This window comes from Bradyrhizobium sp. RD5-C2 (assembly GCF_019972155.1).
Taxonomy (GTDB): Bacteria; Pseudomonadota; Alphaproteobacteria; order Rhizobiales; family Xanthobacteraceae; genus Bradyrhizobium.
The window spans coordinates 89036-103404 of sequence record NZ_BOVL01000019.1 but is presented as its reverse complement, the minus strand read 5'-3'; the positions used below and the strand labels follow the sequence as shown (position 1 = coordinate 103404).

The 14369-nt window shown below is 65.7% G+C and carries 10 protein-coding genes; 3 read left to right on the top strand and 7 right to left on the bottom strand.

The genetic code is table 11. The features are described from left to right. Nucleotides 1–128 precede the first annotated feature (128 nt). Together BraRD5C2_RS21455 and ggt are read right to left on the bottom strand one after the other, a co-directional pair. On the bottom strand, nt 129–1427 hold the full coding sequence (locus BraRD5C2_RS21455; protein ID WP_223971193.1) for an MFS transporter: 1299 nt from the start codon (nt 1425–1427) through the stop codon (nt 129–131). Between the two features lie 217 nt (nt 1428–1644). Further along, nucleotides 1645–3390: a gamma-glutamyltransferase gene (gene ggt, locus BraRD5C2_RS21450; protein ID WP_223971191.1), complete on the bottom strand. Its 1746-nt coding sequence runs from the start codon at nt 3388–3390 to the stop codon at nt 1645–1647. Between the two features lie 125 nt (nt 3391–3515). Between ggt and BraRD5C2_RS21445 the strand changes: the two genes are divergently transcribed. Continuing rightward, nucleotides 3516–4886: an MFS transporter gene (locus BraRD5C2_RS21445; RefSeq protein ID WP_223971189.1), complete on the top strand. Its 1371-nt coding sequence runs from the start codon at nt 3516–3518 to the stop codon at nt 4884–4886. A gap of 122 nt (nt 4887–5008) precedes the next feature. On the opposite strand, the gene purH is transcribed toward BraRD5C2_RS21445, so the two are convergent. The 3 genes from purH to BraRD5C2_RS21430 form a co-directional block, all read right to left on the bottom strand. Then, complete coding sequence (gene purH, locus BraRD5C2_RS21440; protein WP_223971186.1) at nt 5009–6601, bottom strand: bifunctional phosphoribosylaminoimidazolecarboxamide formyltransferase/IMP cyclohydrolase; 1593 nt, start codon at nt 6599–6601, stop codon at nt 5009–5011. Between the two features lie 243 nt (nt 6602–6844). Next, the gene (locus BraRD5C2_RS21435; RefSeq protein ID WP_223971183.1) at nt 6845–8596 is read right to left on the bottom strand and encodes a heparinase II/III family protein; all 1752 of its coding nucleotides are present in this window, start codon (nt 8594–8596) and stop codon (nt 6845–6847) included. A 137-nt stretch (nt 8597–8733) separates the two neighbouring features. Continuing rightward, nucleotides 8734–10080 carry an RsmB/NOP family class I SAM-dependent RNA methyltransferase gene (locus BraRD5C2_RS21430; protein WP_223971180.1) on the bottom strand — a complete coding sequence of 449 codons (1347 nt, stop codon included), beginning with the start codon at nt 10078–10080 and terminating at the stop codon, nt 8734–8736. Between the two features lie 201 nt (nt 10081–10281). Here BraRD5C2_RS21430 and BraRD5C2_RS21425 point away from each other — a divergent pair, with 201 nt between their 5' ends. After that, the gene (locus BraRD5C2_RS21425) at nt 10282–10515 is read left to right on the top strand and encodes a DUF1674 domain-containing protein (RefSeq protein WP_223971178.1); all 234 of its coding nucleotides are present in this window, start codon (nt 10282–10284) and stop codon (nt 10513–10515) included. A gap of 51 nt (nt 10516–10566) precedes the next feature. Further along, nucleotides 10567–11175, top strand: coding sequence for a thermonuclease family protein (locus tag BraRD5C2_RS21420; RefSeq protein WP_223971176.1), 609 nt, complete (start codon nt 10567–10569; stop codon nt 11173–11175). A gap of 90 nt (nt 11176–11265) precedes the next feature. Here the strand turns inward: BraRD5C2_RS21420 and BraRD5C2_RS21415 are convergent, their stop codons facing one another. Together BraRD5C2_RS21415 and acs are read right to left on the bottom strand one after the other, a co-directional pair. Next, nucleotides 11266–11781 (bottom strand): L,D-transpeptidase, encoded by a 516-nt coding sequence (locus BraRD5C2_RS21415; RefSeq protein ID WP_223971174.1) that lies wholly within the window; start codon nt 11779–11781, stop codon nt 11266–11268. A gap of 377 nt (nt 11782–12158) precedes the next feature. Beyond that, complete coding sequence (gene acs / locus BraRD5C2_RS21410) at nt 12159–14099, bottom strand: acetate--CoA ligase (protein WP_223971172.1); 1941 nt, start codon at nt 14097–14099, stop codon at nt 12159–12161. Nucleotides 14100–14369: the final 270 nt, after the last annotated feature.

Below are 14369 nucleotides of genomic sequence, written 5' to 3'. Positions count from 1 at the left end.
GGGAGGGGGTGGGGGGGGAGGGGTAAGCCACATACACCGCCTTCGCGGCCACCCCCCTCCCTAGCCCTCCCCCACAAGGGGGGAGGGAACGACGGTATGTCGCGGCTCGCGCAGGCGCCGTTACAATTCTACCCGCCCGCATGCAGCACGCGCCCGCGCGTTTCCGGCAGCGCGTAGGCGGCGATGAAGAACACGGCATAGGCCGCCACCGCGAAGATCGCGATCGCGTTGGCGAGCGTCGTGGTGGTCGAGAGCGCACCGACCAGGAACGGAAACAGCGCGCCGACGCCGCGGCCGAAATTGTAGCAGAAGCCCTGGCCGGAGCCGCGCAGCCGGGTCGGATAGAGCTCGGTCAGGAACGCACCCATGCCGGAGAAATAGCCTGAGGCAAAGAAGCCGAGCGGGAAGCCCAGCACCCACAGCACCTCGTTGGAGAGCGGCAATTGGGTATAGAGCAGCACGATCGCGATGGCGCCGAGCGAGAAGATCAGGAACAGATTGCGCCGGCCGATCCGGTCGGCAAGCCAGGCGCCGACCAGATAGCCGATGAAGGAGCCGATGATCAGCGTCGCGAGATAGCCGGTCGAGCCGACCACCGAGAGCTTGCGTTCGGTGGTGAGGAAGCGCGGCACCCAGAAGGTGATGGCGTAATAGCCGCCCTGCATGCCGGTGCCGACCAGCGACGCCAGCAGCGTGGTCTTCAGGATCGGTCCCTGGAAGATCTCCCACAAGGCGGCGGGCCCGCTGCCGGATGCCTGCTGCTGCGCCATCGTCGCGGCGGAAATCTCAGGCTCGGTGACATAGCGGCGCAGATAGAACACCAGCAGCGCCGGCAGCGCGCCGATCACGAACATCCAGCGCCAGGCGTTCTCCGGCGGCAGGATCGAGAACAGGATCGCCTGCGCCAGCACCGCAAGGCCCCAGCCGATCGCCCAGCCCGACTGCACCGAGCCGACCGCGCGTCCGCGATATTGCGGCCGGATCGCTTCGCCGATCAGCACCGCGCCGGCCGCCCATTCGCCGCCGAAGCCGAGACCGAGCAGCGCGCGGGCGATCAGCAGCTGGTCGAAATTCTGTACCACGGCGCAGACCAGCGAGAAGAACGAGAACCAGATGATGGTGAGCTGTAGCGTCTTGACCCGGCCGATCCGGTCGGAGAGATAGCCGCCGAGCCAGCCGCCGACGGCGGAGGCCAGCAAGGTCACGGTGCCGGCGAGGCCCGCGGTGCCGGGGTCGACCTTCCACAGCGTGATGATGGTGCCGATCACCAGTGGATAGATCATGAAATCCATGCCGTCGAGCGTCCAGCCCGAGGCGCAGGCCCAGAACGTGCGCCGCTCCGGCAGGTTCATGTCGCGATAGAAGGCGAGGAGGCTGGTGTCCTCGATCTCTGCGACTTCGATTGACTTGGATTCGGCCGTGCTCATGCGCGTTCCCCGGAGAAATCATTCACCGGCTGTTTGCGATCCGCGGCCGGAGTTGCGCGGACCGCCAATCTATCGCGATGTTGCAGGCCGGGCAAAGCCGCGTTTGCCCTCTAGGTCTTTAGTTTGAGGATGATCTCGGCGCAAACGCTTCGCGTTTGCCGCGGCAAAACCGCTTCGCACTTTGCGCTAGCGCGGCCGTACCGGTCCGGATCAAGCTCTAGTATCCTGCAGCCTCGGAGCCGCGCGTGCGCGGATCGGGCGCGCCGAGCAGACCGCCGGTCGTGACGACGATCGAGTTCGCGGAGGAGTAGCCGAGCGGCTCGACCGGTTTGTGGCCCTTGGCGCGCAGTTCGGCGAGCACCTCGTCGGGAAAGCCGCGCTCGATCCGGACTTCGTCGGGCAGCCATTGATGATGCATGCGGGGTGCGGCGACCGCGGCTGCGATGTCCATCTTGTAGTCGACGACGTCGACGATGATCTGCGTCACCGCGGAGATGATGCGGCTGCCGCCCGGCGACCCGGTCACCAGCACCGGCTTGCCGTCCTTGAGCACGATGGTCGGCGACATCGATGACAGCGGGCGCTTGCCGGGCCCCGGCAGATTGGCCTCGAAGCCGACCAGGCCGAAGGCGTTGGAGGCGCCGGGCGCCGCGGTGAAATCGTCGAGCTCATTGTTGAGCAGCACGCCGGTGCCGTCGGCGACCAGGCCTACGCCGTAGGGGAAGTTCAGCGTGTAGGTGTTGCTGACGGCGTTGCCGCCGGCATCGACGACCGAATAATGCGTGGTGTTGTCGCCCTCGTGCGGCTGCTTGGCGTTCCGGACATCGGTCCAGGGCGTGGCGCGGGCGAGGTCGATGGTGGCGCGCTGCCTGGCGGCATAATCCTTGTCGATCAACAATTGCGTCGGCGCGTCGACGAAGGCAGGGTCGCCGAGATAGCGGGCGCGGTCGGCATAGGCCCGCTTCATCGCCTCGATCATGACATGCAGCGAGGCCGCCGAGCCCTGCTTCATGTCCGACATCGGAAAGCCTTCGAGGATGTTGAGGATCTCCAGCAGCACGACACCGCCGGAAGAAGGTTGCGGCATCGAGACGATATCGTAGCCGCGATAGGTGCCGCGGATCGGGCTGCGGATCACCGGCTGGTAGGCCTTCAGATCCTCGAGCGTGAGGATGCCGCCGGCATTTTTGATTCCGCCGACGAGCTTCTCGGCGACCGCGCCCTCGTAGAAGCCGCGCGGTCCCTGCTCGGCGATCGCGGTCAGCACGCCGGCGAGATCGCCCTGGATCAGGCGGTCGCCCTCATGCAGCGGCGTGCCGTCGGCATGCGAGAACGTCTTGGCTGAATTGGGCCAGCGCGACATGCGGCGATACATATCCGACAGCGTGTCCGATGTATCGTCGGTGACGATGAAGCCGTCGCGGGCGAGGTCGATGGCCGGCTTGATGATCTGCGCCAGCGTGAACTTGCCGGAGCCGTATTTCTCCAGCGCCAACGCGAGACCGGCAACCGTGCCGGGTACGCCGATCGCGAGCGCGGAATTGCGCGACTTGTCCGGATCGGGCTTGCCGTCGGCATTCAGGAACATGTCGCGCGTCGCGGCCTGCGGCGCGGTTTCGCGATAGTCGATTGCGACGTCTTCATTGCGGCCGGCGAGATGGATCACCATGAAGCCGCCGCCACCGATATTGCCGGCGCGCGGATAGGTCACCGCCATCGCAAAGCCGGTGGCGACCGCGGCGTCGACGGCGTTGCCCCCTTGCCGCAGGATGTCGGTGCCGACCCGCGCCGCGAGCTTCTCCTGCGCCACCACCATGCCGTGTTCGGCGTGAATGCTTTGAAGCGTATTGTTGGCGGAGGGCTCGTAAGCGCGACGTTGCACCTGGCCTAAGGCCGGTGTCGCGATGCCGATCACCAGGAGAGCGGCAAACAGCCGTCGCGACATCGTTGCTGTCAGCGCCATCGAAATGTCCTGCCCTGTTCATCGCCGTATCAGCAAACCGGCCCATGCTATATGGGAACGGATTGAAGCGGCAAAAGCCTGCCTGTGGTTCGAGTTGGGGAATATGTTTCGCGATGACGGCAATAATGCAGACGGGGACTGAACATGCGAAGACCTATCCGGGTCGCGCCGCGGTCGTCAGCTGGATCTTCTTCGACTGGGCCGCGCAGCCCTATTTCACGCTGATCACGACCTTTGTGTTCGCGCCCTATTTCGCGAGCTTCATCGCGCCCGATGCCGCGAGCGGGCAGGCGCTGTGGGGCTTTGCCACAGCGGCCGCGGGACTTGCGATCGCGCTGCTGTCGCCGGTGCTGGGTGCGATCGCCGATGCCAGCGGCCGGCGCAAGCCATGGATCGCGGTTTTCGGCGCGCTGCTGGTGATCGGCGCGAGCGCGATGTGGATCGGCAAGCCCGGCAACCCTGACATCATCCCAATGCTGCTGCTCGCCTACGCGATCGCCAGCGTCGGCGTCGAGTTCGCGACCGTCTTCAACAATGCGATGATGCCGACGCTGGTGCCGCCCGACCGGATCGGGCGGCTGTCAGGCACCGGCTGGGCCACCGGCTATGTCGGCGGCATCCTGAGCCTTGTGCTGGTGCTCGGCTTCCTTGCCGCCAATGCCGAGACCGGCCGCACGCTGTTCGGCTTCACGCCGCTGTTCGGTCTCGATCCCGTCATGCATGAAGGCGATCGCATCACCGGGCCGCTGACCGGGCTGTGGTTCATCATCTTCGTGACGCCGATGTTCCTGTTCACGCCGGACTATCCGGCGAAACGGCCGATGCGCGAGGCGCTCGGCGAAGGTCTGCGCGAGCTCAGGGAATCATTGGTCAGCCTGCCGAAGCAGAAGTCGCTGGCGCGGTTCCTGCTGGCGAACATGATCTACACCGACGGGCTGGTCTCGCTGTTCGCGTTCGGCGGCATCTATGCCGCCGGCACGTTCGGCTGGGACACGATCCGGATCGGCACCTTCGGCATCATCTTGGCAGTTGCCGGGACGTTCGGCGGCTGGCTCGGCGGCAAGCTCGACGATGCGTTCGGACCGAAACGCGTGATCACCGGCAGCCTCGTGATCCTGCTGTTTGCGATCGTCGTGATCCTCACCGTGAACAAGGATTCCATCTTGTTCATCCCGGTCGCGCCGCCGGTGCCTGGCGGCCCGCTGTTCGCGGGCGCCGCCGAGCGCGCCTACATCGTGCTCGGTTGCCTGATCGGCGCCACCGGCGCGCCGTTGCAGGCGGCCTCGCGCTCGCTGCTGATCCGGCTCGCGCCGAAGGATCGCATCGCGCAGTATTTTGGCTTGTTCGCGCTCACCGGGAAGGTGACGTCGTTCATCGGCCCGCTGCTGATCGGCGCGATCACGGCAGCAACCGCGAGCCAGAAATACGGCATGGCGGTGCTGGTCGGGTTTTTCGTGGTCGGGCTGGTGTTGCTGGCGAAGGTCAGGAGTAACTAACCGTCGTCATTCCCCGGTGCGCAATTGCGCACCTGAGGGCATCGCGCAGCGATGAGCCCGGAATCCATTGTTCCGCGGATGAATGGATTCCGGGTTCGCGCTTCGCGCGCCCCGGAATGACGTCAATGCCTAAAGTGCCGCACGCCGGTGAACACCATGGCGATGCCGTGTTCGTCGGCGGCCTTGATCACCTCGTCGTCGCGCATCGAGCCGCCGGGCTGGATCACCGCGGTCGCGCCGGCCTCGATGCAGGCGAGCATGCCGTCGGCGAACGGGAAGAACGCGTCCGAGGCGACCACCGAACCCTTGGTCAGCGGCTCGGCGAGCTTCAGCTCGGCCGCCGCATCCAGCGCCTTGCGCGCGGCGATGCGCGCGGAATCGACCCGGCTCATCTGGCCGGCGCCGATGCCGACGGTCGCGAGATCCTTGGCATAGATGATGGTGTTCGACTTGACGTGTTTTGCCACCCGGAAGGCGAATTTGAGGTCGCGCAGCTCAGCGTCGGTCGGCGCGCGCTTGGTGGCGACCTTCAAATTCATGTCCTCGACCACGGCATTGTCGCGGCTCTGCACCAAGAGGCCGCCGGCAACCGTCTTGGCGGTGAGGCCGCGCGCGCGCGCGTTCGGCAGGCCGCCCGCGAGCAGCAGGCGCAGATTGCGCCGCCCGGCGATGATCGAGATCGCCTCCTCGGTCGCATCGGGCGCGATGATCACCTCGGTGAAGATGCCGATGATGGCGCGCGCGGCGTCCGCATCGAGCTTGCGGTTGACCGCGATGATGCCGCCATAGGCCGAGGTGGAATCGCAGGCGAGCGCGCGGGCATAGGCGGTCGCAAGATCCGGACCCTCGGCGACGCCGCAGGGGTTGGCGTGCTTGACGATGACGCAGGCCGCGGTGCGTTGCGGGTCGAACTCGCCGACGCATTCATAGGCCGCGTCGGTGTCGTTGATGTTGTTGTAGGACAGTTCCTTGCCCTGCAGCTGGCGTGCGGTCGCAACGCCCGGCCGCTTCTCCGGCGTGGCATAGAACGCAGCGGTCTGGTGCGGGTTCTCGCCATAACGCAGCGACTGGATCAGTCTGCCGCCGAAGGCGCGGAAATCCGGCGCCTTGGTGTCGAGCTGCACGGCGAACCAGTTCGAGATCGCGGCGTCATAGGCCGCGGTGCGGGCATAGGCCTTGGCGGCGAGCCGCCGGCGCAGACCGAGCGAGGTCGCGCCCTTGTGCGCGGCGAGCTCGTCGAGAACAGCAGAATAGTCGTTCGCCTCGACCACCACGGCGACGTCGTCATGGTTCTTGGCCGCGGCGCGGATCATCGCGGGACCGCCGATGTCGATGTTCTCGATGCACTCCTCGAAGCCGGCGCCTTTGTCGACGGTGGCCTCGAATGGATAGAGATTGACGACCAGGAGGTCGATCGGCGCGATGCCGTGCGAGGCCATCGCGGCGGCGTGCTCCTTGTTGTCGCGGATCGCGAGCAGGCCGCCATGCACCTTCGGATGCAGCGTCTTCACCCGGCCGTCCATCATCTCAGGGAAACCGGTGAGCTCGGAGACGTCCTTGACCTTCAGCCCGGCCGCCGCGATCGCCTTGGCGGTGCCGCCTGTCGACACCAGCTCGACGCCATGGTCGGAAAGCGCCTTGGCGAAATCGATCAGTCCGGTCTTGTCGGAAACGGACAACAGAGCGCGGGTCACGCGGCGAAGCTGTTCAGTCATATCAGAAAATCCCTGGCTGTTAAGGCAGCCGGGTAGCATGGTTTTGTACGGTACGAAACCGGTCTCCGGGGCCGATTCCCGGGAATCTATCCCCGTCACCCTGAGGAGCGCCAACGGGTCCGCGCGAAGCGCGACCCGATGACAGGCTCCGCGCGTCTCGAAGGGTCGACGGCCACCAGCCGGGCCGTGCATCCTTCGAGACGCCGCTTCGCGGCTCCTCAGGATGACGGTCTAGGGTCTGTCCTACAGCGGTAGTTCCGGCTCGCGGCGGGCGTTGCGGCGGGCGTTGGTCGCGGTGGCCGAGGTCGAGGAGCGCACGAAGCTCCAGCGGATGGCGGCGGCCTGCCTTGCGTCCTGCCGGATCACGATCTGGGAGGTGCGGCGCGGGCCGTCATTGCCGGCCAGGAACACGCTGTCCTCGAGATCGACCTTGTCGTCCAGCGCCTCGAAGGTCCAGACGTCGCGGTTGGGCAGCACCAGCATCACGCCGCGGGCGTCCGACAGCCGGCTCGCCTTCACCGAGGGGTGAAGATGGAATCGCAGCGCGAAATCGGCCTCGCTGCCCTTGATGCGCCCGCCAGGTGCCGGCGACAGCGAGTCCTCGCCCTCCATCCGGGTGCCGTCCTGGGCGATCATCAGCACGCGGCGGTGGATCACGCCGAAGCGTGAGAGATAGCCGTCATGCGAGGCGGTCAGCACATCGCCGCCGGGGATGGCCTCGCGGTAGCTCTCGACATTGCTCGGCCCGCTGGTGACCGGCGCGCCGCGCAACAGCCGCTTCATCGCCGACAGCTCGACGAACTGGCACGACGAGGTATCGCGATAGGTCAGCGTCGAATGCGCCGCGGTGGAGCGTGCGAACGGCCGCCAATTGTCGCGCCCGGTGTTGGGCATGCCGCAATTGACGACGATGCGGCTCACCCCGGAGGACAGCTCGAACGACAGGCAGCCCGCATGTGCATCCTGGCTGACGCTGGCCGGCGGCGGCGGACCGGTATCGATAATCAAGGTGGTGTTGCCGGCATCGAGGCGCTGGAAGCCGCTATGCGGCATGCTCGACATCGGCACGCCGCGGGTGTCGTCATAGGCGAGCAGCGTCGCGACGAGGTCGGAGGGCGCGGTGCTCATGCCGTTGAACAGCGCGAAGCTGCCGTCGCCGTGCCGGAAGAAGCGCAGCATCGGCATCATGCGGTCGATGGCGTTGAGCAGCGCCGGCGGCGGCGCGATATTTCGTGCAGCAAAGGTCTGCCGTAGCGGCAAGAGATCGCTGAGCAATTCGACCAGCGCGCCGGGACTGCGCGAGATGTGGCCGCCGTCGGGCAGGATCTGGCGCTGCAATTCGTCGGACAGCCTGCGCGTGGCGGACTTGATGTTGCGCGCCTGGTTGGCGAGGCAGAGCGAGGCGTAGCACAGCGCGATCAGGACTTGCAGGCGCGGCACGCCGTCATTGTCGAGCGTGGAGTGGCGCAGATAGCGGATCTCGCGCGCCAGCCCGCGCAGATATTTGCGGTAGAATTTTCCGTCGGTGTCGCCGAGCACCAATGGCGCCTGCGACAACAGCGAGATCACCCGCCGCGCGCGCACGTCGGCGCGCCGCTCCAGCGGCCGCTTGCGGGCCTGGTTGGAGATCCAGTCGTCGACCAGCGAGCGGGCATTGGCGCGGGTCAGCGCGGTGTCGGCGGCGCGCAGATGGCGCAGCCAGCCGAAACCGAGCAGGGCGGCTTCCCAATCCTCCGACGGCGGTTCGAGATCGAAGATCGAGCGGCCGTGGCAGGTGACGATCTTGCCGGCGAAAACGAATCGCCCGGCATATATCTCGGCCGCGCGGGTGGCGTCGGCGGTGCGGAGGTCATGCGGCGCGATGATCAGCCGGTCGGTGCGGCCGGGCCAGAGCCGCGACAGCGCAACCGTGCTCCCGCTGGCGCGCGCCATTATGCTGCGGGCAAAGCGGCCAGCAATCAGCGTCGAGATGCGTCTGCTTTGAGCGACCGACACGCCTAACCTTGCGGGGAGGGAATTTTCAACGAATCCTTATTTAATCCGGAAACGCGGCCAAGACACCCTCTTGATATCCAAGATGCCCTCTTGATACCGCGCGAATCACTTCGAGCTTAGAAGACTGAAGTTTAAAATCAGGATTTGACCAGCCGGGCGGCGTAAAAACCGTCCAGCCCGCCGAGCCGCGGGTCGGCGTTGGGCAAATGGCTGGGCAGGGTACGCAGATCGCCGTCTGCGGTGATGATGTCGGCGAGGCCGGCAACCTCGTCCTTCTCGACCGGCGCACGGCGCAGGCCTGATTCGCTCGCCAGCAGCGCGGCAATCGCGTGCTCGCCTTCCTCCGGCTCCAGCGAGCAGGTGCAGTAGACCAGCGTACCGCCGGGCTTCAGCAGATTGGCGGCCTTATGCAGCAGCCGCTTCTGCAGCGCCGTCAATGCGGCGATGTCGCCTTCCTGGCGCAGCCAGGCGACGTCTGGATGGCGGCGGATGGTTCCCGTCGAGGTGCAGGGTGCATCGACCAGAATACCGTCAAAGCTCGCGGCCTCCGCCGGCCATTCGGCGGCGTCGGCGACAACCGTCTCGGCTTGCAACTCCAGCCGCGTGAGGTTGTCGCGCAGCCGCGCGACCCGCGCCGGCGAGCGGTCGACCGCGGTGACGCGTGCGCCGGCCAGTGCGAGCTGGGCGGTCTTGCCACCGGGCGCCGCGCAGAGATCGGCGATCGCCTTGTCCTTGATGTCGCCGAACAGGCGCACCGGGAGGGCTGCGGCAGCGTCCTGCACCCACCATTGGCCTTCGGCAAAGCCCGGCAGCATCGTGACGGAACCCTGCAGCAGCGTGCGCACGGTTCCCGTCGGCAGGATCTCGCCATGCAGGCGGCTCGCCCATTGCGGCGCGTCCGACTTCACCGTGAGATCGAGCGACGGCTCGTGGCCGAGCGCCAGCGCCATGTCGCGCGCGGTGGCTTCACCGTAATGCGCGTTCCAGCGCGCCAGCATCCATTGCGGCAGGTCCAGCGTCTGCGGGCTGATCTCGTCGATCAGGCCCTGGCCCTCGCGCGCGCAGCGGCGCAGCACGGCGTTGACCAGCCCGGCATATTTCGCCGCGCGGCGGTCCGACTGCACGAGCCGCACCGAGAGATCGACCGCGGCATGGTCAGGCACATCCATCCAGAGGATCTGCGCCGCGCCGATCAGCAGCGCGCTCTGCGCGCGCGGGGCATCGGTCGGGACGCCGCGGTCGAGCAGCCGCGACAGCAGATGGCCGAGCGTGCCGAGCTTGCGCAGGATGGTCGACACCAGCCGGCGCATCAGCGCGCGGTCGCGATCGGCCAGCGATTTCAGCCCGGGATGCGCGCCGGCGCCGTCGAGTTGATCGTCGAGCGTGCGGTGCTTGTGCAGCACGCCATCGAGGATGTCGGCCGCGATACGGCGCGCCGCGAGACCGGGGACTTCGGCAGGGACTGCAAATCTTGAAGGAGGCATGGAGCGGAGATATCTCGAAGGTGCTGAGTTACGTTCGGCTCATGCCATCAACTCGAAAACACCTCTGGCATGCGAATATGCCAAATGTAAGAATCGCTTTGCAGGATTTCTTGATCGTGATGCCGTCACTGAGCCAGCACAGAGATACGAAATTCGCAGGCAGAAAGTTTTGCCGAGAAACGTTCGCCAAGAAGGCCCGCCATGTCTGAGAAATCGCCATCGCCATTGCCATCGTCGCCGGAACCCGCGCCGCGCAAGCCGCTGACGCCGGCCGCGCAGCGCGCGCTCACCGAGGCCGCGGCGCGGCGCAAGGCGGCCGAGGAGCTGGCTGCAAAGGATGCGGCCGCGCGGCCGAAGGAATTCCAGGGCCCGAAGGGACCGGAACCGACGCGTTACGGCGATTGGGAGACCAAGGGCATCGCCTCGGACTTCTGAGAGGTTTTGGAGTGTCTTGCCTGACCGTTCGACTCAGGCCAGTCTAGGAATATGTCCCCATACGAGAGAATAAATCCTTATCGTGGGACGGGACGTCCGCCCTTCCGCCGCTCACCTTGGGGCCGCCGTGTCTCGGCAGCGCTGCCGTGGGTGTTCGTGCTCGGCATTGCCGTCGGCAGCACATTGCCGATCCGCCGATGGGTGCCTGAATGGGTGCCTTCGCCGTCACACTGGTCGTTGGGCCGGTCGCGCGATGCCGAAATGATCTGGCAGCGCGGCGGCGCGCCTGATGCGCGCCATGCTGTTGATGTGATCAGGACGATCGATGGTGACACGTTCGAGGCACGGGTGCATCTCACGCCGGGACCCGATCTGTATACGCGGGTCCGGCTGCGCGGCATCGATGCGCCGGAGCTGAAGGCGTCCTGCGCGCGCGAGCTGCAGATGGCGCAAGCGGCCACGGTGGCGCTGCGCGATCTGCTAGGCCAGGGCGACGTCGCGATCTACAATATCGGTCCCGACAAATATCAGGGCCGCGTCGTCGCCGATGTCGCGACCAGGAAGACCGATAATGTTTCGGCCGCGCTGCTCGCGGCAGGTCATGCGCGCGCCTACAATGGCGGGCACCGTTTCGGCTGGTGCGGAGGTTTCGCGCGCTGAGTAACAGCGTCACGGCCGCGCCCGTGCTGAACAGGTAAACAAAAGCCGCGCATCTGCGCGGCTTTTCTTTCGGCGAGGCGCCGTGCCCAATCAGCGGGTGACGACCACCGTCGTGCCGACCGAGACGCGCTGATAGAGATCGGTGATATCGGGATTCAGCATGCGGATGCAGCCGTAGGAGACGAAGCCGCCGACCGAGCCCGGCACGTTAGTGCCGTGGATGGCGTATTCGCCGCCGGCCAGCGTCATCGCGGCGACGCCCATCGGATTCGCGGGTGAACCGCCTGCGATCACGTTCGGGATGCTCGGCTTGTCGCGCTTGACCTCGGCGGGCGGCGACCAGGCCGGGTTGCGATACTTGCCGTCGATCCGGGTGGTGCCGGCCCACTGCTTGCCGGACTTGCCGACGCCGACCGGGTAGCGCATCGCGTGACCGGAATCGAGAATGAGATAGAGCCGCCGTTCGTTGGTCTTCACCACGATGGTGCCCGGCTCATAATTGTCGGCGTGTATTCCGACCATTTCCGGCCGCGCTTCGGCCGTCTGCGACATCACAACAACAGCACCAAGGGTGGCAGCCAGCGCCACCGCAAACTTCATCGACATCAACCTCTCCACTTCCCAACAGCTCCGGTGAAGGAGCCAAAAACGAAGGTGCAGAGCCCTGAAAAAACCGGGCCCGCCGGTCTCGCGCACGCAATATTAACCGCGTGTCTTAACCGGGTGGTTTCACACCGGCCGCGAGACACGTCCTGATGGCGGGCAGAAAAGGAAAAGTTCGGATTAAAGTAAATGACTTGAAAACAACACTTGGCCGCAAACGCGCCGCAATCGCGCCGCGCCTCTGACAATCCCGTGAAATGGCCGCGCCCATAGCGTTTCGAGCGAAGCGGATGCCGGTTCGCGTGATGAAAAAAAGCGAAAAGCCGCAGCGGAGATCGCGCGCGGCCCTTCTTCAAGGTCCCGATATTGCCGTTGCCGGACTACTTCTTGTTCTGCCGGTTCTGTACGAGGTCGTCGACCACGGCTGGATCGGCCAAGGTCGAGGTGTCGCCGAGGCTGGACGGCTCGTCCTCGGCGATCTTGCGCAGGATGCGGCGCATGATCTTGCCGGAGCGTGTCTTCGGCAGGCCGGGCGCGAATTGAATGAGGTCCGGCGAGGCGATCGGGCCGATGTCCTTGCGGACCCAGGCGACGAGCTCCTTGCGCAAGGCCTCGGTCGGCTCGGTGCCCTTCATCAGTGTGACATAGGCGTAGATGCCCTGGCCCTTGATGTCGTGCGGGTAGCCGACAACGGCGGCTTCCGACACCGCCTCGTGCGCGACCAGCGAGCTCTCGACCTCGGCGGTGCCCATGCGGTGGCCGGAGACGTTGATGACGTCGTCGACGCGGCCGGTGATCCAGTAGTAGCCGTCGGCATCGCGCCGGCAGCCGTCGCCGGTGAAGTACTTGTTCTTGTAGGTCGAGAAATAGGTCTGCTCGAACCGCGCATGGTCGCCATAGACCGTGCGCATCTGGCCCGGCCATGACTTCGTCAGGCAGAGATTGCCCGAGGTCTCGCCGTCCAGCGTCTTGCCGTCGGCATCGACGATTTCAGGCACCACGCCGAAGAACGGCCGCGTCGCCGATCCCGGCTTCAGCTTGGTCGCACCAGGCAGCGGCGTGATCAGGATGCCGCCGGTCTCGGTCTGCCACCAGGTATCGACGATCGGGCAGCGGTCGTCGCCGACCACGCGGTAATACCACTCCCAGGCTTCCGGATTGATCGGCTCTCCGACCGAACCCAGCAGGCGCAGCGATTTGCGCGAGGTCTTCTTCACCGGCTCGTCGCCGCCCTGCATCAGCGCGCGGATCGCGGTCGGCGCGGTGTAGAAGATGTTGACCTTGTGCTTGTCGACCACGTTCCAGAAGCGCGAATTGTCCGGGTAGTTCGGTACGCCCTCGAACATCAGCGTGGTCGCGCCGTTGGCGAGCGGTCCATAGAGGATGTAGCTGTGGCCGGTGACCCAGCCGACGTCGGCGGTGCACCAGTAGATGTCGCCGTCGTGGTAGTCGAACACGTATTGATGCGTCATCGACGCGAACACGAGATAGCCGCCCGAGGTGTGCAGCACGCCCTTCGGCGTGCCGGTCGAACCCGAGGTGTAGAGGATGAACAGCGGGTCCTCGGCATGCATGTGCTCGGCCGGGCATTCCGTCGTCACCATCTCGGCGGCCTCGTGATACCAGAGGTCGCGGGTCGGGTTCATGTCGATCTTGCCACCGGTGCGCTTCACCACCACGACCCAATCGACGCCGCCGGTTTTTGCGATCGCGGCATCGACATTGGCCTTCAGCGGCACCTTCTTGCCGCCGCGCAGGCCTTCGTCGGCGGTGATGACCACCTTGGAATCGCAGTCCTTGATGCGCTGGGCAAGGCTGTCGGGCGAGAAGCCGCCGAACACCACCGAGTGAATCGCGCCGATCCGCGCGCAGGCCAGCATGGCGTAGGCCGCTTCCGGAATCATCGGCAGATAGATCGTGACGCGGTCACCCTTCTTGACGTTCCGCGTGCGCAGGATGTTGGCCATCTTGCAGACTTCGTCGTGCAACTGGCGGTAGGTGATGTGCTTGGATTCGGAGGGGTCGTCGCCCTCCCAGATGATCGCGGTCTGGTCGCCGCGCTTCTCGAGATGGCGGTCGATGCAATTCCAGGCGACGTTCAGCACGCCATCCTCGAACCATTTGATCGAGATGTTGCCGGGCGCGAAGGAGACGTTCTCGACCTTGGTGAAGGGCTTGATCCAGTCGATCCGCTTGCCGTGCTCGGCCCAGAAGCCGTTGGGGTCCTTGACCGAGCGCGCGTACATCTCATGATATTTGGCGTCATCGATATAGGCGCGCTTGGCCCAGTCGGCCGACACGTCATAGATCTTCTCGGACATCGCTTTCCTCCACTCATTGCCGATCGCAAACGACGCGACGGCAAGACGTCTTGATCATTGCCGCGATTATGCGTTGCCGCATTCCGGCCCGGCAAGGAAAAAGGACTGTCACTTTCGTCGCGTCGAAGCCGCCGGACATCCCGTCGGCTTCCTCATCTGATGGGGCGGTTTACCGCGCCTCGTTGACGAGTGAAACCTATGCTTCATCGTCCGCTCCGGGTCACTGGTCTCTTGGTCGTAGTGGTATCGTTCTCTGCTCAACTCGCCGGC